Genomic DNA, 18,676 nt, shown 5'->3' with positions numbered 1-18,676 from the left:
GAAGTACCCGAAGAGGTGGTCGAAGCGCCGGTTGTGGAGGTTGCGCCGGATGCGCCCGCCGTGCCCGGACGCCGCGGCCGCACCGCTCTGCTCATCGCCGGCGCCGCACTCCTCGGTGTGGTCGCGGGCACCTGCACCGGCTTTCTGATCCAGGCCGACCGCAGCCCGACGGCCCTGCCCCCGCTGTCCCAGCCGAAGCTGGCCCAGGCGACGGGCAAGGCGCCCGAACCGCTGCCCGCCGCCGAGGACCGTCAGGTGAAGACCGACGGCGACCTGCGCAAGCTGCTGCTGAAGAAGCCGGGCGGCGCGAAGGCGGCGACCTGGCTGGGCGGGGACGGCTGGATGAACCTGACCGAGTACGCCGAGGACTTCGAGAAGCCCGGCACCATGTTCGGCAACCTCGTCCGCGACGAGTTCCGCCGCGCGGCCGTCACCGGCTGGGAGACCGACGGCGGACAGACCGTGGAGATCCGGCTGGTCCAGTTCCGCCAGCAGGAGTCCCTGGAGGCCGCCGACTCCAGCGACAACGGCCAGTACTGGGCGGACCGGAAGTCCGCCACCAACAGCTGGTCCGTCCCCGGCACGGGCAGCGGCATGGCGTACGTCCACACCCGTCCGGACACCAAGGCCGGCTATGTGCCGCTGTACAGCGCGGAGGCCCACGCCTACCGCGGTGACATCGCCATGGAGGTCTGGGTCTACGACACCAAGCCGATCACCAAGGCCAGGATCATGGACCTGGCCGAGCGGCAGATGGAGCGGCTGTGAGCGAGAACGTCAACGAGCCGGCCGAGCCCGTACAGCCGATACAACCGGTCGAGCCCACCCCCGCCTCTGGGGAGCCGAGCGGCCCCGCGGAGCCCGCCGCCCCCGTCGGCAAGCCGCGCCGTCGCGGCCGTGTCGTCGCCGTCGCGGGGTTCACCCTGCTCGCCGTGGCAGTGGCCGCCGGTGTCGGCTACACCGCCGTCACCGTGAACGGCGCCGATCGCGACGCCGGTGCGGCCGTCTGGAAGTTCCCGAAGCAGAAGAGCGCCGAGGGAGGGAAGGAAGCCCGCGCCAAGGGGCTCTCCGGCATGCTCCTGACCTACACCAACGGCTGGAAGCGCGGCCCCGACCTCGGCGACTTCGCCGCCGACACCGAGCTCAGCGGTGCCCAGGCCACCGCCCTGCGCAAGGAGTCGCTGCGGAACCTGCCGCGCACCCAGCGCAAACAGCTGGAGAAGCTGATCGACAAGCAGCACATCGAGGGCATGGCGATGCGCAGCTATGTGCGGGAGGCCGGCGCCGCGTTCTTCACGGACACCGCCGTCTCCGTGAACATCCAGCTGTCCCAGATGAAGAACAGGGCCGCCGTCCGGAACATCTCGGCGTCCCAGAACGAGTTCCTCGACAGGCTCGACGTCTTCCGCAAGGGTCCGAAGATCGAGGGCTACAAGGACGCCGCGTGCTTCCTGCCGCCCAAGGACTCCCACGAGGACCTCGAGGCGATGTTCTGCTCCGCCTACCGCGGAAACGTCCTGGTCACCGTCACCGCTGACGGGGTCAAGCCGTTCGACGCCAAGGGGATCGCGGAGCTCCTGAAGGACCAGCTCGACCGCATCGCCGAGCCGGGAGAGGCCGTATGACCGAGCAGACCGAACGCACGGTGCAGGCTGAGCCGACCGTGCAGGCTGAGCCGACCGTGCAGGCCGAGCCGACCGTGCAGGCCGAGCCGACCGTGCAGGCCGAGCCGCAGACCGTCGTGGCGCCGCCCCACCAGCCACCGGCCCCGAGCCAGGGCCCCGTACCGGCCCCGGCTCCGGTCAAGAAGAACCGCCGCGTCCTGCACGCGGCCCTGCGCTGGACCGCCGCCGTCGTGGTGTTCGCGGCGGCCGGTGCGGGGACGGCGTACGGCATCACGGCGATGAAGCGGACCGACGTACCGGGACTGGCGACGCAGTCGGACGGGCGCTGGGAGTACCCGACGCTCGTCAAGCCGCCGCTGCCCTCCGGCAGCCCAGGGCCCTTCGCCGAGGGCAACACGGCCGGCGCCCACTACGCCGACCTGCGTGAACTCGTCCTGCCCGCACCCGAGGGAGCGGTGCAGGACCAGAAGCTGCGCGGCACGGACGGCTGGCTGGCGACGAAGGACTTCCTGGCCGAGTACGCGCCGGGGTCCGCCCGCGACGACCTGCGGCAGGAGTTCGTCGACAAGGGGCTGCGGCACATCGCGGCCCGCGGCTGGACCACTCCGGACGGCACGCGCACCCGCGTCTACCTGCTGCAGTTCGGCACGGCGGAGGTCGTGGACCATCTGTTCTCCCAGGAGGCCCCGATCGACGGCCCCCGACAGCAGCTGCGCGGCACGGACGGCTTCGTCTTCGACTCGGACTTCCCTTCCGAGGCTCACGACCACCATGTCGACTACTCCGTCTACATCGAGAAGAGGCCGCGCGGCGCCGAGCAGACCCGGCAGGGATACCTCTCCGCCGGTGACGTCCTGGCGGTGATCGTGCAGTCCGGGAAGGGCGCGGCGAAGGCCGTACCGTTCCGGCAGACGGTGGCCCTGCAGAGCGAGCTGCTCGGCTGACGTCCGCCCGAGTCCCGCTTGGGCGTACCTCACAAGGAGTGCCGGGCCCCGGCCGCGTAAGCTGGGGCCCGGCCTTTGTGTACCGCCCATCCTCAGCTCATCAAGGAGCACCCCGTGCTTGAGGCATTCTTCGAAGCCCTGCTGATCCTGGTCTGCGTCGGCGTCCTCGCCTTCGCCGGGCTGACCGTGAAGAAGCTGTACCAGGGCCAGCGCTGACCCCCATCAAGGAACTGCCGACCCCATGATCGAGATCCCGTCCGACCTCCACAAGGACCTCGTCCCCCTCGCCTTCCTGCTCGGCAACTGGGCGGGCGCGGGCGTGCACGACTTCCCCGGTGCCGAGAAGTGCAACTTCGGGCAGGAGGTGACCTTCAGCCACGACGGCCGGGACTTCCTGGAGTACCAGTCCCGCACCTGGGTGCTGGACAACGACGGCAACAAGGTCCGGCCGCTGGAGTCCGAGCACGGCTTCTGGCGCATCGACGCCGACCGCAAGGTCGAGGTGACGATGGTCCGCGACGACGGTGTCGTCGAGATCTGGTACGGCGAGATGGCCGACAAGAAGCCCCAGATCGACCTGGTCACGGACGCCGTCGCGCGCACGGCCGCCTCCGGCCCGTACAGCGGCGGCAAGCGCCTGTACGGCTACGTCAAGAGCGACCTCATGTGGGTCGGCGAGAAGCAGACCCCCGAGGTCGAGCTGCGCCCCTACATGTCGGCGCACCTGAAGAAGGTCGTCACCCCGGAGGACGTCGAGCGCTGGGCCAAGGCCCTGCCGGACGACATGCCGGACGACGGCATCGCGTTCTTCAAGTAGTCCGGTGGTCGTACCGCGGTCGCGTTTTTCAGGTAGTTCTGACAAGTACAAGTAGTTCTAGACTCTTCGGTGTGGTGAGCACCGACTGGAAGAGCGACCTCAGGCAGCGCGGCTACCGGCTGACGCCGCAGCGGCAACTCGTGCTCGAAGCCGTGGACGCCCTGGAGCACGCGACCCCCGACGACATCCTCACGGAAGTGAAGAAGACGGCGTCGGGGGTCAACATTTCCACCGTCTACCGGACGCTGGAGCTGCTGGAGGAGCTGGGCCTCGTCAGCCACGCCCACCTCGGGCACGGCGCGCCGACGTACCACCTCGCGGACCGCCACCACCACATCCACCTGGTCTGCCGGGACTGCCAGAACGTGATCGAGGCCGATGTGTCGGTGGCCGCCGAGTTCACCGCGAAGCTGCGGCGGGAGTTCGGCTTCGAGACGGACATGAAGCACTTCGCGATCTTCGGCAGATGCCGTGACTGTTCGCTGAAGAGTTCAACTACCGAGTCGTAGGCTTGTGCATATGAAGAGCCCCCTCCTGTCCCTGCCCGGCGCCGTCCCCGCCGAGGGCGTGGACGAAGGCGTCGCCGCCCACTACGGCGAACTGTTCCGCGAGCAGCGCGCCCTCGCCGACGGCACCGGCTTCGTCGACCTCTCGCACCGGGGGGTCGTCACCGTCACCGGCGAGGACCGCCTCAGCTGGCTGCACCTGCTCCTCACCCAGCACGTCAGCGACCTCCCGGCCGGCCAGGCCACCGAGGCGCTGATCCTCTCCGCACACGGCCACATCGAGCACGCGCTCTACCTGGTCGACGACGGCGAGACGGTCTGGGCGCACGTCGAGCCGGGCACCCAGGACGCGCTCCTCGCCTACCTGGAGTCGATGAAGTTCTTCTACAAGGTCGAAGTCGCCGACCGCACGGCCGAGTTCGCGGTCGTGCACCTGCCGGCCGGTTCGATCGCGGAGGTGCCTGAGGGCGTCGCCGTACGCGAGACGGCGTACGGCCGCGACCTGTTCCTCCCGCGCGCGGACCTCGAGTCGTACGCGGAGAAGGCGGGCCCCCCCGCCGGGATCCTGGCCTACGAGGCCCTGCGCGTCGAACACCACCGCCCGCGCCTCGGCTTCGAGACCGACCACCGCACCATCCCGCACGAGCTGGGCTGGATCGGCACGGCGGTGCATCTGCAGAAGGGCTGCTACCGGGGCCAGGAGACGGTGGCGCGGGTGCAGAACCTGGGGAAGCCGCCGCGCCGCCTGGTCTTCCTGCACCTGGACGGCAGCGAGGTCCACCTCCCCACGCCCGGCACGGAGATCCGCCTCGCGGACGAGGACCCCGACGGCCGCAAGATCGGCTTCATCACGACCTCCGTACGCCACCACGAGCTGGGCCCGGTCGCACTAGCCCTGGTGAAGCGGAACGTGCCGGTGGACGCGCGGCTGGTGGCGGGGGACACGGCGGCGGCGCAGGAGACGGTCGTAGAACCCTAGGCGCAGTGGCCGGAGGCTGGATCCAGATCCAGGTCTAGATCTCCACCAGGACGGTGAAGGGCCCGTCGTTGGTGAGCGACACCCGCATCTGCGCGCCGAAACGGCCCGTCGCCACCGTCGCGCCGAGGGCCCGCAGCTGGGCGACGACCTCGTCGACGAGGGGTTCGGCGACATCGCCGGGGGCGGCGGCGTTCCAGGTGGGCCGACGCCCCTTGCGGGCGTCCCCGTACAGGGTGAACTGGCTGATGACCAGCAGCGGCGCATCGACGTCACTGCAGGACTTCTCGTCCTGCAGCATGCGGATCGACCAGAGCTTGCGCGCGAGTTGGGCGGCCTTCTCCTTGGTGTCCTCGTGCGTCACCCCGACGAGGACGCACAGCCCCTCGCCGATGATCTCCCCGACCGTCTCGCCGTCGACGACCACGCTCGCGCCGTCCACTCTCTGCACCACTGCACGCATGAACCCATCATGCCGTGCGCCCGGAACCGGGTCCGAGGGGGCCTGGGAGGGCTTCTTATTGATCCTTAACCCCCCATCTGGGGCCGATCGGGGGCACTCGGTCACATAGCGGCCACTTGGGGTGGCACGATGCTTCCACACGCCGGTCGAGGGGACGGTTGAGGCACATGAGCACACCGAGCATTGGGCAGCCTCCTGGGGCAGTCTCGCTGATTCGTACGGGGGAGCGAACGCCGATGCGTCCGCCCACACAGCGCACGGACAGCCCGGACGGCGCGACCGGCGGGGACGGTGGTGAGGGTCCGGGCGGTCCGCAAATGCCCGCGGGGCCGCCCGAGCACGACCTGGCCGTGCTGAGCCTGCCCGAACTGCGCACCCTGCGCCGGGACGCCCAGCGCGAGGAGGCCGACCTCAGCTATGTACGGCGGCTGCTGCAGGGCCGTATCGACATCCTGCGGGCGGAACTGACCCGCCGCTCCCCGGCAGGTGCGGGCTCCGTGGTCGAACGGCTTCCGGAGATCCTCACCGACGCCCCGGCCCGCCACCGCTCCTCGGCCCGCCATGTGACGCTGGGCACGCCGTACAACGAGGAGTACGGCCAACTGGCCGCGGACATGCTCGCCGAGGTCGAACTCTCCGACCTGGCCGCCCGCACGGACCTGGAACTGAACACGGCAATGGGCCGACTGGTCCGCTACGAACAGCAGGTCTCCCTGAGACGCCAGCGCCTCCAACGCACCACGGACGACTGCAGCGGCGAAATCACCCGCCGCTACCGCGAGGGAGAGGCACAGGTCGACGACCTGCTGACCTGAGCCGGGAGATCGCCGCCCCGGGCCTGCCGTCCCGGTCCCTTGCCCGTCCGGCGGGGCGTTGCCTTTCAGCCCGTCGTGGGGGTCCCCCCGCTCGAGCGAAGCCGAGAGTGGGGGAGTTTGAGGACGAGGCCGTTCAGGCCGATCGGGGTCCGGGGCGGAGCCCCGAAACGGGGTGCGGGGGCGGAGCCCCGCGAGGGGTGCAGGGGACGCAGTCCCCGCCGGGGTGCAGGGGCGGAGCCCCTGGCGGGGTCGAAGGAGCGGCAGCCCCTGGGGACGGGACGGGTAGGGGCGGCGGGGGCGAGGAAAATCCACGCGACACCACCCCACGCCGCACCTACCGTGATCCCATGACCCAGGCGCACCCCGACATCGACGTCCGCCCGATCACCGAGGCCGAGTTCCCCGACTGGATCAGGGCCGTGAAGGCCGGGTTCCTGCAGATGCCCACGCCCCCGGAAGCCGAAGTCGAGGCGCGGCGCACGCAGTTCGAGACCGGCCGGTATCTCGGCGCCTTCGACGGGGCCCGCTGCGTCGCGACCTTCCGCTCCTTCGCCCAGGAGGTCACAGCGGTCGGCGGCACGCTCGTACCCGCCGACGCGGTCTCGGGTGTGACCGTCACCGCGACCCACCGCCGCCGCGGCCTGCTCACCCGCATGATGAGCCGGGACCTGGCGGCGGCGAAGGAGCGCGGGGACGTGGTGGCGACCCTGATCGCCGCCGAGTACCCGATCTACGGCCGTTACGGCTTCGGCCCCGCCACCAGCGCCGCCGAGTGGACCGTCGACGTGCCGCGCACCGGCCTCGACCCCCGCTGGTCCGGGCCGCAGGACGGCGCCCGTATCGACCTGGTGGACGCGGAGGAGGTGCGCAAGCTCGGCCCCGACCTGCACGACCGCGTGCGCCGCGCGACCCCCGGCGCCGTCAGCCGCGACGACCGGTGGTGGCAGCTCAACACCGGCGCGCTGCGCTTCGACCCGAAGTGGACCGAGCCGTTCTTCGCCGTGTACCGCGCGGCGGACGGCGAGGTCGAGGGTCTGGTCGCCTACGAGGTCGACGACAAGTGGGGGGACGCCAAGCAGCCGCAGGACACGGCGACCGTGCGGGGCCTGGACGCGGCGACCCCGGCCGCCGAGCGCGCCCTGTGGAGCTACCTGTGCTCCATCGACTGGGTCACCCAGGTCAAGAGCGGCCAACGGGCCCCCGACGACCTGCTCCCCCTCCTCCTCCCGGACCCGAGGGCCGCCCGTATCACGTCGCAGTCCGACTGGCTGTGGGTGCGGATCCTGGATGTCGTACGGGCGCTGGAGTCGCGGACGTACGAGGGGTCGGGCTCCCTGGTGCTGGAGGTCGCCGACCGCGCCGGCCTGGCGGGCGGCCGCTACCGGCTGGAGGCGTCGGCGCAGGGCGCGTCCTGCACGCCGACCACGGAGAGCACCGAACTCGCCCTGGACATATCCGAGTTGGGGCAGCTGTGGCTGGGCGACGAGTCGGTCGTGCGGCTCGCGGCGCTGGGCCGGGTGCAGGAAGAACGAGCGGGCGCCGCCCGAGTGGCCGACGCCCTGCTGCGTACGTCCAGGCGGCCTTGGTGCCCGGACATGTTCTGAGCCCCTTCCTTCCGACGACGACTGATGACTCATCCGTAGCTGTGCTCTTCAGTTGTGACCGTGCTTTCACGGGTTGTGCTGTTCAGTTGTGGCTGTGCTGGTGGAGCTGTTCAGTTGTCGGTGTTCAGTTGTGGCTGTGCGGTTGGTGCAGACTGACCGGGCTCCCGGCTCCCCTCCGGAAGGGAGCCCGGCCAGCCGGATCCTGGGTCGGCGAACCCCTCGGGCTCGCCGGGGCTCAGCCGGACTGGGCGAGCAGCATCACGAGGATGACCGCTCCGATGCCGCTGATCGTGGTGTTCCTGGCCTTGAGTCCGATGGACAGGGCGGCGAAGGCGATGATGCCCATCGGCCCGTACTTCCACTGGACGAGGTTCTCGAATCCGATGGCGAGGGCGGCGACGACGAGGGCGACGAGCGGCATGGCGGTCCCTCCTTCGGGACGGGGAGGCGGACGCCTGGTTGCGGCCAACCCTCTTGAAGTTTGACCATGTTGTTGAAGTTGGCTACCAACTTCTCTCTACTTATCTCCGCTTGGAAGCGGCTTATAACCACCTTCCCTGGAACTGCCGAAAGATGGCGGGAAGTTGTAGTGTTTGGTCGTGGACCCGAAACACGCCTCCGTCAATGGACGGAAGAGGTCGCAGCGGCCACAGGCGTCACAGATGTCGCACCGAGACGTGGCAGACAAGCTGCGCGCCCGCATCAGGTCGGGCGAGCTCAAACCGGGTCAACGCATGCCCACGCAGGCGAAACTGGCCGAGGAGTTCGGCGTCGAACGCGGCGCGGTACGCGAGGCCCTGCGCATCCTGCAGTCGGAGCACCTGCTGACCAACGTGTCGAAGGGTGCCCCCGCCACCGTCGCCCCCGACCTGGGCCTGAGCAAGGCCCTGACCGGCCCCGGAGCCCCGCCGCTGCCGACCATGGTGGCCCTGGCCCCACGCATAGCGGAGGCCTTCGCCGCGCAACACGTGGAGATAGACGCCCTCTGTCTGACCGCCGTCTCGCTGACCCTCGCCATCGGCGAACCGCTGCGCCGGATCCACGCCGGACAGCTGAAACCGGCCAGGCTGGACGTCCGCGTACTGCTGCCCAGCCACGACATCGACCTGGCCTTCCCGACCCCGGTGGACCCCTCCGCCGACGGCCGGCTGCAGCGCCGCTGGCTGGCCAATCGCAATGCCCAGGGCCAGGTGCTCCAGCACAACCTGCTGGCCCTGCGCGCCACACACGGCATCGATGTGAACATCACCTTCCGCGCCCTGCCCTTCACCCCGCCCGTGAAGCTGTACCTGCTCAACGGCATGGAGGCGCTCTTCGCGTACTACACGCTCACGCGACGCGAGGAGGAGATCGACCACGAGTACCTGGAGATGTACGACGCCGAGGGCACCCAGTCCATGCTGTTCGCCTTCGATCAGGGCGCCGGCCTGCGCGACACGACCTTCGTCGAGCAGTCGCACCTGTGGTTCAACGCACTGTGGGAGACGATCAGTTCGGAGCTTGTGCTCACGAGCTGACGTCTCCCACAGCGACGGGGACAGCGGCCGAGCGGGCCGCAGACCGCCTTCCGCTCACAGAGCGGGCCCCGCGACCAGCAGGGCGAGCACGACGGCCCCGATGGAGCTGACGGCCGGGTTCTTCGCCTTGATGCCTATGGTGAGCAGCAGCAGACCGATGATGCCGGTGGCGCCGTACTTCCACTGAACGGTCTGCTCGATGCCGACGACGAAGACGGCGGAGAGGAGGGCGAGGACGGGCATGGTGGTTCCCCCTTCGGGCTTCGCGGGCGGGACGGTGCGTGGGGGGCGAGGCGGTCCAAGGAAGCAAAACTTCCGCCAACTGAACAGAGTTGGCAACCAACTCCAAGTAAGTTATCCCCACTTGGCAGCCACTTATAAACAAGTCCCAAACAACTCCCGATAGATGGATCCGAGTTGTAGCGTTTGGTCGTGACCCAGGAGAACGTGGCAGTGAACGGCAGCAGAAGGCTCTCGCCCCAGGAGATCGCCGACATCCTGCGGGAACGGATCAGCAACGGCGACCTCAAGGCCGGAGACCGCCTGCCCACCCAGGCCGAACTGGCAGACGAGTTCGGCGTGGAACGCGGCGCGGTCCGCCAGGCCCTGCGCGCCCTCCAGCAAGACGGGTTGCTCAGCAATGTCAGCAAGGGAAGCCCACCACGGATCGCGGAGCCGCCGGCGCCCGCTCGGGGGGAGCCGCAGCCGACGATGGTGGGGCTGGCGCCGCGGTTGACGGAGGCGTTCTCGGCGCAGCGGGTCCGCGTCGACGTGGTGTGCCATACGTCCGAGACGCTGCTGCTGGCCCTCAGCGAGCCGCTTCGCATGATCCACGAGGGCCGCATACGGCCCGAGTCGATCACGTTCCGGGTCCTGCTGCCGAGCCGCGACATCAATCTCGCCTTTCCCGTGCTGGTCGAGGGCAGCGACGAGGACGACATGGTCCACAAGCGATGGCTCTCGATGCGCGACGCGCAGGCGCAGGTGCTCCGCCACAACCTGCAGGCCATCCGGTCCACGCACGGTATCGATGTGCGGGTCACATTCCGCGCGCTCCCCTTCACGCCTCCGGTGAAGCTGTACATGCTCAACGGCGAGGAGGCGCTGATCGGCTACTACATCCCCACCAAGCGGGCGGAGGAGTGGCAGAGCCAGACCCTGGAGATGTACGACGCCCTCGGCTCCGCGTCGGTCCTCTTCTCCTTCGTCAAACGAGCCGGGCAGCGGGACGGGGCGTTCGTGGAGGAATCCCAGAAGTGGTTCGACGCCCTCTGGGAAACCATCACGACGGACCTGACACTCTCCTAGTGACTAGTGATACGACGCAGACTGATCCGATGGCGGCACAGACCGAGCGACTGCAGGAGCTGATCGGGCACGCCCGCGTCGTGCTCTGGGACTTCGACGGACCGATCTGCCGGCTGTTCGCCGGGCACTCGGCGGAGGGGGTGGCGACCGACCTGGTGGACTGGCTCGAAGGCCGGGGGCTGCACGATCTCCTCACGGAGGACGAGCGGGACACCGAGGACCCCCACGCGGTACTGCGCGCGGTCGACCGCCGGCACCCCGACAGTGACCTGGTGCTGGAGGTGGAGGAACGTCTCACCCAGGAAGAACTGCGGGCGGTCCCCAAGGCCCAGCCGACCCCGTACGCCGACCCGCTGATCCGCACCTGGAAGGCGGTCGGTGCACGGTTGGCGATAGCGACCAACAACTCCCCGAAGGTCGTTCACGCCTACCTGGCCGGTCGGGGCCTGCTCGAGTGCTTCATGCCGCACATCTACGGCCGCACCCACGACCTCCAGTACCTCAAGCCCCACCCCCACTACCTCAACCGCGCCCTGACAGCCATGGGCGTGGCCCCCACCGGCGCCCTGTTCATCGGGGACACCCCCACCGACTGCGAGGCGGCCCGCAAGGCGGGTGTTCCCTTTCTCGGTTACGCGCGTAACGAGGCCAAGAAGAAGCAGCTGCGCGACGCTGGCGCCACGTCCGTCGTGATGTCGCTCGAGTGGCTCCTGAAGCTGCTCAGAGATCAGGCGTGAGTCATCAGCAGCGTGAACATGACGGCGGCCGTCACGGCGAGCCCGGTGCGCCGCACCCGCACAGCCGCGCCGATCACCAACAGGAGCAGCACACCGACCACACCCAAGCGCGCCTGCGCCCGCATGCCCAGGACCAGTTGGGCCAGTCCCCAGCACACCTGGAACAGGAACATTCCCCCCACCTCCCATCCACTTCCGGTCGACCTATCAACTAGCCGCCCAATTGGACTGGCTGGCCTGAGATTGGTCTGCCCCGCCCGTCTGATCCTTAATCAGCCATACCAATTCGGCCGTTCAGTTGACTGGAAGTGGTGTGAAAGTGGGCTGGGGGCGGTAGGTTCGAGAGGTGGACGGTCAGCAGAGTGCAGACGGTGGCGGCAGGGAGTTCCAGCGGGTGTCCGACGAGCTGCGGGCCCGTATGACCGACGGTACGTATGCGCGAGGTTCCTTCCTTCCCTCGCAGCGTGATCTGGCCGAGGAGTTCGGCGTCTCCCGGGACACGGTCCAACGGGCGCTGCGGGAGCTGGCCAGCGAGGGCTGGATCGAGTCGCGGCAGGGCAGCGGGTCGCGCGTCATCAAGACCCAGCGCATACAGTCGTCGACGCCCAAAGCCAGCAGGACGCCGCGCGGTATGACTCTGGGGCCACTCATCAGCGAGGCGTTCGAGCAGCCCGAAGTCACCCTGGATGTCTACACGTTGACGTCCGAGTCGCTGGACGCGCACATCCGCCTTCAGGCGGAGCGCATTCACGGTCGTTTGATCACACCGGAGCGGATCGCTCTGCGCATGCTGCTGCCCGACAGGACGCTGCCCCCTCCCTATCCGCGGATCAGTGGCGACAAGGACGACCTGCGCCCGTGGCGGCGGATGCTGGACATCACCGAGCGGCATACGGACTCACTGCGCGGGCTGCTGAAAGACCTGAAGACGGAGAAGCTGGTCCAAGACGTCGACGTGCAGATCCGCTACGTACCCCTCACCCCGGCCTTCAAGCTCTATCTGCTCAACGGTGTCGAAGCCCTGCACGGCATGTACGAAGTGATCGAGCGTCAGATGGAGCTGGATTCCGGCGAGGTCGTTTCGGCTCTCGATGTTCTGGGGCTGGGCACCGTGCTGACCCATCATGTGAAGGACGCCGATCCCGACTCGCCCGGCTCGGTGTTCGTGGACAGCATGCAGGCCTGGTTCGACTCGGTATGGGAGCGGCTTGCCACGCCCGAGTGATGTCACGCAGCGTGTCAGAGGCTCAAGTCGGCGATATTTCATCGACACGGCAATGCGCTAACATGCCCGCCATCCCCGGTGAACAACAGCTCCGGTTCATGCGTAAGAGATGGCAAAAACTACGCCAATCTCAAGCGGTCAGGTACAGAAGAGTGGCAAACCACCCATTGCGCACTCTCGACTGTGATTCTGGCCGTTCCGTGTATCACTCTGCGGTTAGTGCAGCTGTTTTGCCACCTGTCGAGCCAATATGCCGGAGGGTCAGTGGATACGTGGCCTGTCCCTCATGCCACTGCCGGGACGCACGCTGACGAGGTGCGACCCGCGGACACCTACCAGGCGTTCGTGGCGCGTGCGGGGGCATCAGGCCAGGCAAGCAACGGCTTCCACAATCAGAACTACGTGCTACCCCTGACGGCGCCCGTCGCGCGGTTGCTGAATCGTGATCCCGAGACTTACGTCACTGTGCGTATTCGGCGTGCCGAGGCGCTTCCTGTCGTGATCAGGACCTGGAACAACGAGGCGGAGATCCTTCGGGCCATCAGGGGCGTGCTGCCCAATGTGCCGGAATGTCTGTTCCAAGGGGACGGATTCGCCATCCACAGTTATGTGGAGGGCATCCCTCTTTCGAGTGTCTGCGGGAACGGCAAGCCCGTCGATACCCTTCTCATAAGGGCGCTGGCCGACCTCCTCGCGGGGATGACGCAGGTGCGCCTGGCGGCTCTGCCGACGCTGCCGTCGATCTGGCCTCACGACCACACGGACAGTCAGGGCTTCCTGCGGACGCTGGCGTTGTTGGCGAACTCTCAGATCAGGCAGCCCAATTGGCCTGGCTTCGGAGCCCTGTTCGCGAAGCTCGGCCTCCCGGAGGACGCCCTGATCCGGCTGGCCGAGCGGGTGCCGGCCATGGCGGCGCGTCCCTACAGCCTGCTCCACGCGGACCTGCACCGCGACAACCTGATCATGTCGTACGCCGGCGACTCGCCTCTCATCTGCGTGGACTGGGAACTGGCCACCTACGGCGATCCTCTGCACGATCTCGCGACGCATCTGGTCCGGATGCAGTACCCAGCCGACCAATGGGACGAGGTCGTGAATGCGTGGGCGGACGCCATGGAGCAGGTCCGACCGGCCGCTGTTAACGGTGCGAACAAGGACCTGCGTCACTACGTCGCCTTCGAGCGGGCGCAGTCCGTCTATCCCGACGTGATGCGTGCGGCACAGACCCTGCAGGGCCCGACCGACCAGAAGGGCCTGGACGCGGCGACGCAGGCGGTGCGCCGTGCCCTGGAGGCTGCTGCGGAGCCGCTGCGACTGGCGAAGGTGCCGAGCGAGCGCGCGATCGAGCAGGTCCTCGTGCAGTGGCGGGCCTCCCGCACCGGCGATGGCCTGGGTCTGTATGCCACGGGCGCCGACTGGCACCGCGACGAGCGGGTTCTCGAGCGACCCGACTTCCCTGAGCGGGCTGTGAGTGACGCGCTTCAGGCAGAGGGTGCGGCGTCCGGCAGCAGGGTGTTCAAAGGGACCGCGCACGTCAACACGGTGGTGAGCGTGCCGAACGTCGACTCCCGCGTCGTCGTGAGACGCGCCGTGCCCGGTGTGCGCCGACGTGAGCGGGGCTTTCTCAGCGAGCATGCGGTACTGGGTGCCATCGAGAAGTCGGGTGTCGAGGTGGCGGCCCCCAGGATCCTGGCACTGGGTTGGAACCATGACGGGGCCCCCTTCGCCATCCATACCTACGTCGGGCCCTGTCATCCCTACAGGCCGCCCGATCACCCGGTGAACGGTCTGCTGCCGCGTGAGGCGGACAGGCTGGTCGATCAGCTCTGCGCGCTGACGAAGGTCGACTACCTTCAGGTCGACCCGCTCGCGGGCCAGGGGAGGTTCTACGGCTGGCTCAGCGATCAGCTGGTGTCCCTGGTACGGGAGTTGCCGAAGGAATCGCAGCAGCTGGCCCGCGTTCTCGGGCTGCCCGGAGCCGACATGCTGGCGCAGATCCTGGCGCGCCACACGGTCAGCCACCGGACGCCTGCCCTGCTGCACGGCGACCTGAACCCCTGGAACCTCGTCCGCCGCGACGACGACCTGGCGCTGACCATCATCGACTGGGAGATGGCGATGGTCGGCGATCCCCTCTATGACCTCGTCCGACACATGCATCTCACTCCGACGCGGCCGGAGATCCGTGACCGGATGTTCCGCCGCTGGCAGCAGCGGCTGCCTTCCGAGTACACCGTCGACTGGCCGAAGGACTGGCGGGTCTACCGCTGGATCGAGATTGTGCGGTCCGCGTATGTGGACCTCGACCGCCTGGTCACCGGAGCAAGCCTGGATGCCCCCAACGTACGGCGGGCCGTGGACTCGTACGCGATGACCCTCGCGGCAGCCACCGGATCGCTGGGCCTGCCGGTCCGTCCGGCCGCGAACCCCTATCTTGCCCGTGCCCTTGCTTGAAGGGACCATGCATGGGGGGATCACGACATCCCCGGATGGGGGAGTCGTGCCGGAACGGGGGGCGGCGCTGGGGCGGTGGCTCAGGCGTCAACAGGAGCGCTGGGAACCGGTGGTGACCCGGGTCCTGTTGCTCGGAATCTTCGCCATCGGGCTGATCGGACAGTTCGTCAAGCCGGTCGGCGATGCGCTGGAAGGCAAGGTGTACCTCGTCGGCGCGCTGCTGAGCCTGGTCGGGTACGTGCTGTACGACCAGGTCAAGGAACTGGCCTCGTCCGTCAGGGCCCCGGCCCGCGCCCTCGTGAACTCCAGTGAGCTGGGCAGCTTCGTCAGTGAGGCCTTCCATGCCCGGAAGGTCGAGATCAGCTTCCTCGGCTACACGGGCGAGACCCTGTACCACGCCCTCTACCACCGCCTCGAGGATCTCTTCGACAATCAGGGACCCACCCGGAGGGTCTCGATCCGCATGATGGTGCCGGACTTCGGGTTGCCGATGCTCGTGCCCTCCAAGGTCGACGCTGAAGGGAAGCCCGAGGACGACGAAGCCTTTCGCAGGCGGTGTGAGCAGAAGTGCAGCGAGTACGACGACATGCTGTCCGATCTGGCAGAGCGGCTCACCGGAACCGGCCGGATGGTCGTTGAGTGCGAGTACCGCTTCTACCCCGGCATTCCGCGTGACAAGATCTGCATCTTCAACCGCAAGCAGGTTCTCCACGGCCTGTACGACCTGTCCGCGCGGATGCACTACATGGGCAACGAGTACTTCGATCCCAAGGGCTACAAGACCGACCTCAACGTGTGGTCCCTGCAGGGTTCCGCTGCCGCCGAAGAGGCCGTCGCCAGATGGAACAAGCATTTCGACGACCTGTGGAAGCTGGCGCGGGTGCCGCAGTGGCGGCGGCATCCGGCACCGTGATCGTCCGCCCCCCCCGCCGGTGCGCAGTGCGTACGCTCAGGGGCATGACCGAGCCCGGCCTGCGTGAACGCAAAAAGCAGCGGATGTACCAAGACGTCTCCGAGATCGCCATCCGGCTGTTCCTGGAGCGCGGCTTCGACGCCGTCTCCGTCGCCGAGGTCGCCGCCGCCGCCGGGATCTCCAAGCCGACCCTCTTCCGGTACTTCCCGGCGAAGGAGGATCTCGTCCTGCACCGGATCGCCGATCACGAGGGGGAGGCCGCTCGGGTCGTGGCCGGGGGGCCCACGCCGCTCGCCGCGCTGCGGCGGCACTTCCTCGACGGGCTGGAGCGGGGCGATCCGGTCACCGGGCTGAACGACCATCCGCAGGTGCTCGCCTTTCACTCCCTCCTCTACGGGACCCCCAGCCTCGTCGCCCGTGTGTACGCCTACCAGCAGCGGTCCGAGGCCGCTCTGGCCGAGGCCCTCGGCGGTGGGCTGGAGGGGCGGCTCGCCGCCGGGCAGATCGTTGCCGTGCAGCGGATCCTCGCGATGGAGAACTGGCGGCGGATCGCCGAGGGGGAGCGGGTGGAGGACGTACAGGCAGATGCCGTGGCTGCGGCGGAGCGGGCGTTCGGGGTGCTGGCGGCCGCGTTGCCGCACTTCGCCTGAGCCGCGAGCCGGCGTGAGACTCGGTAAAAAATTTAACTCGGTTACGTTTGTTGGGTAGTCTCGTACCCATGACGTCAGCCGATCCCGCCCCGCCCGCACTGAGAGAGTCCCTCCACCGCGAACGCGCCCACCACGACCGCTGCCGCAGAGCACTCGCCGCCATGGTCGACGGTGCCCAGGAGCACGTCGTCACCGGCGAGGACGTCTCCGCCTCCGGTGCCGACGCGGAGGTGCTCGGGTACCGGCTGCGCAGCCGGGCGAAGGAGATGCGCGAGCTGCCCGAGGGGCCGTTGTTCTTCGGGCGGCTGGACACCGCCGAGCAGTCGCTGCACATCGGGCGGCTCAGGATCAGCGAGGACGTCGCCGCCCCGCCCCTGGTCGTCGACTGGCGGGCGCCCGTCTCCCGCGCCTTCTACCAGGCGAGCGCCGGCGACCCGCAGGGCGTCGCGGTCCGGCGCAGGTTCGGCTGGGCCCCCGGCAGCCGCGGCGACTCCGCCGACCTCACCGGCCTCGAGGACGAGCACCTCGACCGGGGCGAGTCCCGGGCGAGCGACATCGTCGCCCGGGAGATCGAACGGCCCCGCGTCGGCCCCATGCGGGACATCGCGGCGACCATCCAGCCCGAGCAGGACGATCTCGTACGAGGGGACCTGGGCGTTTCCGTGTGCGTGCAGGGCGCTCCCGGCACCGGCAAGACCGCCGTCGGGCTGCACCGCGCCGCCTATCTCCTCTACACCCATCCGCAGCGCATGAAGCGCGGCGGACTGCTCATCCTGGGGCCCAACCGGACCTTCCTCTCCTACATCTCCCAGGTGCTTCCGGCCCTCGGTGAGACCGGCGTACGGCAGTCGACCCTCCAGGAGGAGATCGCCGCGCACCCGGTCAGGGGGACCGACAGCGAGCGCGCCGCCGTCGTCAAGCACGACGCCCGGATGGCTCAGGTGCTGCGCCGGGCGCTGTACGCGCATGTCTCCAGCGACGGGGTCGAGCCCCTCTCGGTGGACGACGGCTCGTACCGGTGGCGGGTCGGGGCCGGCGAACTCGTGCGGATCGTCGAGGGCGTACGCCGTGAGGAGCCGCCGTACGGGATCGGGCGCGAGCGGGTGCGGATGCGGGTCGTGCGGTGCGTTCAGGCGCAGGCCGAGCGGCGGGCCGGGCCGCAGTCGAACGCCTGGGTGCAGAAGATCTCGCGGGCGCGGGCGGTCCGGGAGCATCTCGACGCCGTGTGGCCTCGGGTGCGGCCCGAGGAGGTCCTCGCCCGACTGCTCGCCGATGCAAGGGCGTTGGCCGTCGCCGCCGACGGGCTGCTGGACGCCGACGAGCAGCGGGCACTGCTGTGGGCCAGGCCTCCGCGGTCGTGGAAGTCGGCCCGCTGGTCGGCCGCCGACCTGGTGCTCCTCGACGAGGTCGCCGGGCTCGTCGGGCATCCGGAGGGGTACGGCCATGTCGTCGTCGACGAGGCGCAGGACCTCTCCCCGATGGAGTGCCGGGCCATCGCGCGGCGCGCGCCCTTCGGGTCGCTCACCGTGCTCGGCGACTTGGCGCAGGGGACCACGCCCTGGGCGGCGCGCTCCTGGGACACGGTCCTGCGGCACCTGGGGAAACCGGACGCGGCCGTGGTGCCGCTGACGACCGGGTTCCGGGTGCCCGGGGCCGTCGTCGCGCTCGCCAACCGGCTGCTGGAGCGGCTGGACGTCGACGTTCCGGCGGGGCGGTCCCTGCGCGGGGACGGCGAGTTGAGGGTGCGGGAGGCGGGGGCCGATCTGCCGGGCGCGGTCGTGGACGCCGTACGCGACGCGCTCGGTCATGAGGGATCGGTCGGGGTCGTCGCCGCCGACGCCGACGTGGAACGGGTGACACAGGCGCTCGGCGCGGCCGGGATCAAGGCCGCGGGACCGGACGAGCTGGGCGCCCGCGTGACCGTCGTACCGGCGGCCCTCGTCAAGGGACTCGAGTACGACCATGTCGTCGCCGTCGAGCCCGCGGCGATCGCGGAGGCGGAGGCGCGCGGGCTGCACCGGCTGTATGTGGTGCTGACCCGGGCGGTCTCGCGGCTGGATGTGGTGCACGGGCGGCCGCTGCCGTTCTAGCCCGAAAGGGCCGAGGCAGGCAGCGGCCGCCC

Annotated in this window: 20 protein-coding genes; 16 read left to right on the top strand and 4 right to left on the bottom strand. The window is 69.1% G+C overall.

Annotated elements, in window-relative coordinates:
- The first annotated feature begins 60 nt into the window (after positions 1 to 60).
- The 6 genes from ACFY1U_RS30445 to ACFY1U_RS30420 all read left to right on the top strand — a co-directional run bounded on the left by ACFY1U_RS30445 (position 61) and on the right by ACFY1U_RS30420 (position 4,871).
- Positions 61 to 768: a hypothetical protein gene (locus tag ACFY1U_RS30445; RefSeq protein WP_390697318.1), complete on the top strand. Its 708-nt coding sequence runs from the start codon at positions 61 to 63 to the stop codon at positions 766 to 768.
- The gene (locus tag ACFY1U_RS30440; protein ID WP_390697317.1) at positions 765 to 1,625 is read left to right on the top strand and encodes a hypothetical protein; all 861 of its coding nucleotides are present in this window, start codon (positions 765 to 767) and stop codon (positions 1,623 to 1,625) included. Before ACFY1U_RS30445 ends, ACFY1U_RS30440 begins: the two co-directional genes overlap by 4 nt.
- Positions 1,622 to 2,569: a hypothetical protein gene (locus ACFY1U_RS30435; protein WP_390697316.1), complete on the top strand. Its 948-nt coding sequence runs from the start codon at positions 1,622 to 1,624 to the stop codon at positions 2,567 to 2,569. The genes ACFY1U_RS30440 and ACFY1U_RS30435 overlap by 4 nt, the downstream gene beginning before the upstream one ends.
- Before the next feature lie 241 nt (positions 2,570 to 2,810).
- The gene (locus ACFY1U_RS30430; RefSeq protein ID WP_365833454.1) at positions 2,811 to 3,386 is read left to right on the top strand and encodes an FABP family protein; all 576 of its coding nucleotides are present in this window, start codon (positions 2,811 to 2,813) and stop codon (positions 3,384 to 3,386) included.
- A gap of 71 nt (positions 3,387 to 3,457) precedes the next feature.
- Positions 3,458 to 3,895 (top strand): Fur family transcriptional regulator, encoded by a 438-nt coding sequence (locus ACFY1U_RS30425; RefSeq protein ID WP_099929821.1) that lies wholly within the window; start codon positions 3,458 to 3,460, stop codon positions 3,893 to 3,895.
- 10 nt (positions 3,896 to 3,905) lie between these two features.
- On the top strand, positions 3,906 to 4,871 hold the full coding sequence (locus ACFY1U_RS30420) for a YgfZ/GcvT domain-containing protein (protein WP_390697315.1): 966 nt from the start codon (positions 3,906 to 3,908) through the stop codon (positions 4,869 to 4,871).
- A 34-nt stretch (positions 4,872 to 4,905) separates the two neighbouring features.
- Here the strand turns inward: ACFY1U_RS30420 and dtd are convergent, their stop codons facing one another.
- Positions 4,906 to 5,331, bottom strand: a complete 426-nt coding sequence (gene dtd / locus ACFY1U_RS30415; RefSeq protein WP_030941515.1) for a D-aminoacyl-tRNA deacylase — start codon at positions 5,329 to 5,331, stop codon at positions 4,906 to 4,908.
- Positions 5,332 to 5,498: 167 nt separating this feature from the next.
- On the opposite strand from dtd, the gene ACFY1U_RS30410 reads away from it, so the two are divergent.
- Together ACFY1U_RS30410 and ACFY1U_RS30405 are read left to right on the top strand one after the other, a co-directional pair.
- Positions 5,499 to 6,146, top strand: a complete 648-nt coding sequence (locus ACFY1U_RS30410) for an aerial mycelium formation protein (protein WP_390697314.1) — start codon at positions 5,499 to 5,501, stop codon at positions 6,144 to 6,146.
- Between the two features lie 347 nt (positions 6,147 to 6,493).
- The gene (locus ACFY1U_RS30405) at positions 6,494 to 7,750 is read left to right on the top strand and encodes a GNAT family N-acetyltransferase (RefSeq protein WP_390697313.1); all 1,257 of its coding nucleotides are present in this window, start codon (positions 6,494 to 6,496) and stop codon (positions 7,748 to 7,750) included.
- Between the two features lie 235 nt (positions 7,751 to 7,985).
- On the opposite strand, the gene ACFY1U_RS30400 is transcribed toward ACFY1U_RS30405, so the two are convergent.
- Positions 7,986 to 8,171 carry a hypothetical protein gene (locus ACFY1U_RS30400; protein ID WP_390697312.1) on the bottom strand — a complete coding sequence of 62 codons (186 nt, stop codon included), beginning with the start codon at positions 8,169 to 8,171 and terminating at the stop codon, positions 7,986 to 7,988.
- A gap of 256 nt (positions 8,172 to 8,427) precedes the next feature.
- On the opposite strand from ACFY1U_RS30400, the gene ACFY1U_RS30395 reads away from it, so the two are divergent.
- Positions 8,428 to 9,267 (top strand): GntR family transcriptional regulator, encoded by an 840-nt coding sequence (locus tag ACFY1U_RS30395; protein WP_390697407.1) that lies wholly within the window; start codon positions 8,428 to 8,430, stop codon positions 9,265 to 9,267.
- 54 nt (positions 9,268 to 9,321) lie between these two features.
- On the opposite strand, the gene ACFY1U_RS30390 is transcribed toward ACFY1U_RS30395, so the two are convergent.
- Complete coding sequence (locus ACFY1U_RS30390) at positions 9,322 to 9,510, bottom strand: hypothetical protein (protein ID WP_344399511.1); 189 nt, start codon at positions 9,508 to 9,510, stop codon at positions 9,322 to 9,324.
- 183 nt (positions 9,511 to 9,693) lie between these two features.
- Between ACFY1U_RS30390 and ACFY1U_RS30385 the strand changes: the two genes are divergently transcribed.
- Both ACFY1U_RS30385 and ACFY1U_RS30380 read left to right on the top strand, forming a co-directional pair.
- Complete coding sequence (locus ACFY1U_RS30385; protein WP_390697311.1) at positions 9,694 to 10,575, top strand: FadR/GntR family transcriptional regulator; 882 nt, start codon at positions 9,694 to 9,696, stop codon at positions 10,573 to 10,575.
- A 29-nt stretch (positions 10,576 to 10,604) separates the two neighbouring features.
- Complete coding sequence (locus ACFY1U_RS30380) at positions 10,605 to 11,312, top strand: HAD family hydrolase (RefSeq protein ID WP_390697310.1); 708 nt, start codon at positions 10,605 to 10,607, stop codon at positions 11,310 to 11,312.
- Here the strand turns inward: ACFY1U_RS30380 and ACFY1U_RS30375 are convergent.
- Positions 11,303 to 11,485: a hypothetical protein gene (locus ACFY1U_RS30375; protein ID WP_390697309.1), complete on the bottom strand. Its 183-nt coding sequence runs from the start codon at positions 11,483 to 11,485 to the stop codon at positions 11,303 to 11,305. The two genes, ACFY1U_RS30380 and ACFY1U_RS30375, sit on opposite strands and share 10 nt — an antisense overlap.
- A gap of 221 nt (positions 11,486 to 11,706) precedes the next feature.
- On the opposite strand from ACFY1U_RS30375, the gene ACFY1U_RS30370 reads away from it, so the two are divergent.
- The 5 genes from ACFY1U_RS30370 (at position 11,707) to ACFY1U_RS30350 (ending at position 18,644) form a co-directional block, all read left to right on the top strand.
- Positions 11,707 to 12,537 (top strand): winged helix-turn-helix domain-containing protein, encoded by an 831-nt coding sequence (locus ACFY1U_RS30370; RefSeq protein WP_390697307.1) that lies wholly within the window; start codon positions 11,707 to 11,709, stop codon positions 12,535 to 12,537.
- Between the two features lie 315 nt (positions 12,538 to 12,852).
- On the top strand, positions 12,853 to 14,991 hold the full coding sequence (locus ACFY1U_RS30365; protein ID WP_390697406.1) for an aminoglycoside phosphotransferase family protein: 2,139 nt from the start codon (positions 12,853 to 12,855) through the stop codon (positions 14,989 to 14,991).
- A gap of 46 nt (positions 14,992 to 15,037) precedes the next feature.
- Entirely contained in the window at positions 15,038 to 15,904 is an 867-nt protein-coding gene (locus tag ACFY1U_RS30360; RefSeq protein ID WP_390697306.1) for a hypothetical protein, read from the top strand.
- A gap of 44 nt (positions 15,905 to 15,948) precedes the next feature.
- On the top strand, positions 15,949 to 16,554 hold the full coding sequence (locus ACFY1U_RS30355) for a TetR/AcrR family transcriptional regulator (protein ID WP_390697305.1): 606 nt from the start codon (positions 15,949 to 15,951) through the stop codon (positions 16,552 to 16,554).
- A gap of 68 nt (positions 16,555 to 16,622) precedes the next feature.
- Positions 16,623 to 18,644 (top strand): HelD family protein, encoded by a 2,022-nt coding sequence (locus tag ACFY1U_RS30350; RefSeq protein ID WP_390697304.1) that lies wholly within the window; start codon positions 16,623 to 16,625, stop codon positions 18,642 to 18,644.
- The last annotated feature ends 32 nt before the right edge of the window (positions 18,645 to 18,676 follow it).

Origin of the sequence: Streptomyces sp. NPDC001351, from assembly GCF_042896045.1 — a bacterium.
GTDB lineage: Bacteria > Actinomycetota > Actinomycetes > Streptomycetales > Streptomycetaceae > Streptomyces.
The sequence above is the reverse complement of the archived record's forward strand: the minus strand, read 5'-3'. Positions and strand labels throughout refer to the sequence as shown.

Bases quoted from the DNA above. Each gene is read 5' to 3' on its own strand.
- dtd (WP_030941515.1), bottom strand. From the start codon at position 5,331: ATGCGTGCAGTGGTGCAGAGAGTGGACGGCGCGAGCGTGGTCGTCGAC.
- ACFY1U_RS30405 (WP_390697313.1), top strand. From the start codon at position 6,494: ATGACCCAGGCGCACCCCGACATCGACGTCCGCCCGATCACCGAGGCC.
- ACFY1U_RS30400 (WP_390697312.1), bottom strand. From the start codon at position 8,171: ATGCCGCTCGTCGCCCTCGTCGTCGCCGCCCTCGCCATCGGATTCGAG.
- ACFY1U_RS30350 (WP_390697304.1), top strand. From the start codon at position 16,623: ATGACGTCAGCCGATCCCGCCCCGCCCGCACTGAGAGAGTCCCTCCAC.
- ACFY1U_RS30390 (WP_344399511.1), bottom strand. From the start codon at position 9,510: ATGCCCGTCCTCGCCCTCCTCTCCGCCGTCTTCGTCGTCGGCATCGAG.
- ACFY1U_RS30435 (WP_390697316.1), top strand. From the start codon at position 1,622: ATGACCGAGCAGACCGAACGCACGGTGCAGGCTGAGCCGACCGTGCAG.
- ACFY1U_RS30355 (WP_390697305.1), top strand. From the start codon at position 15,949: ATGACCGAGCCCGGCCTGCGTGAACGCAAAAAGCAGCGGATGTACCAA.
- ACFY1U_RS30430 (WP_365833454.1), top strand. From the start codon at position 2,811: ATGATCGAGATCCCGTCCGACCTCCACAAGGACCTCGTCCCCCTCGCC.
- ACFY1U_RS30375 (WP_390697309.1), bottom strand. From the start codon at position 11,485: ATGTTCCTGTTCCAGGTGTGCTGGGGACTGGCCCAACTGGTCCTGGGC.
- ACFY1U_RS30380 (WP_390697310.1), top strand. From the start codon at position 10,605: ATGGCGGCACAGACCGAGCGACTGCAGGAGCTGATCGGGCACGCCCGC.
- ACFY1U_RS30410 (WP_390697314.1), top strand. From the start codon at position 5,499: ATGAGCACACCGAGCATTGGGCAGCCTCCTGGGGCAGTCTCGCTGATT.
- ACFY1U_RS30420 (WP_390697315.1), top strand. From the start codon at position 3,906: ATGAAGAGCCCCCTCCTGTCCCTGCCCGGCGCCGTCCCCGCCGAGGGC.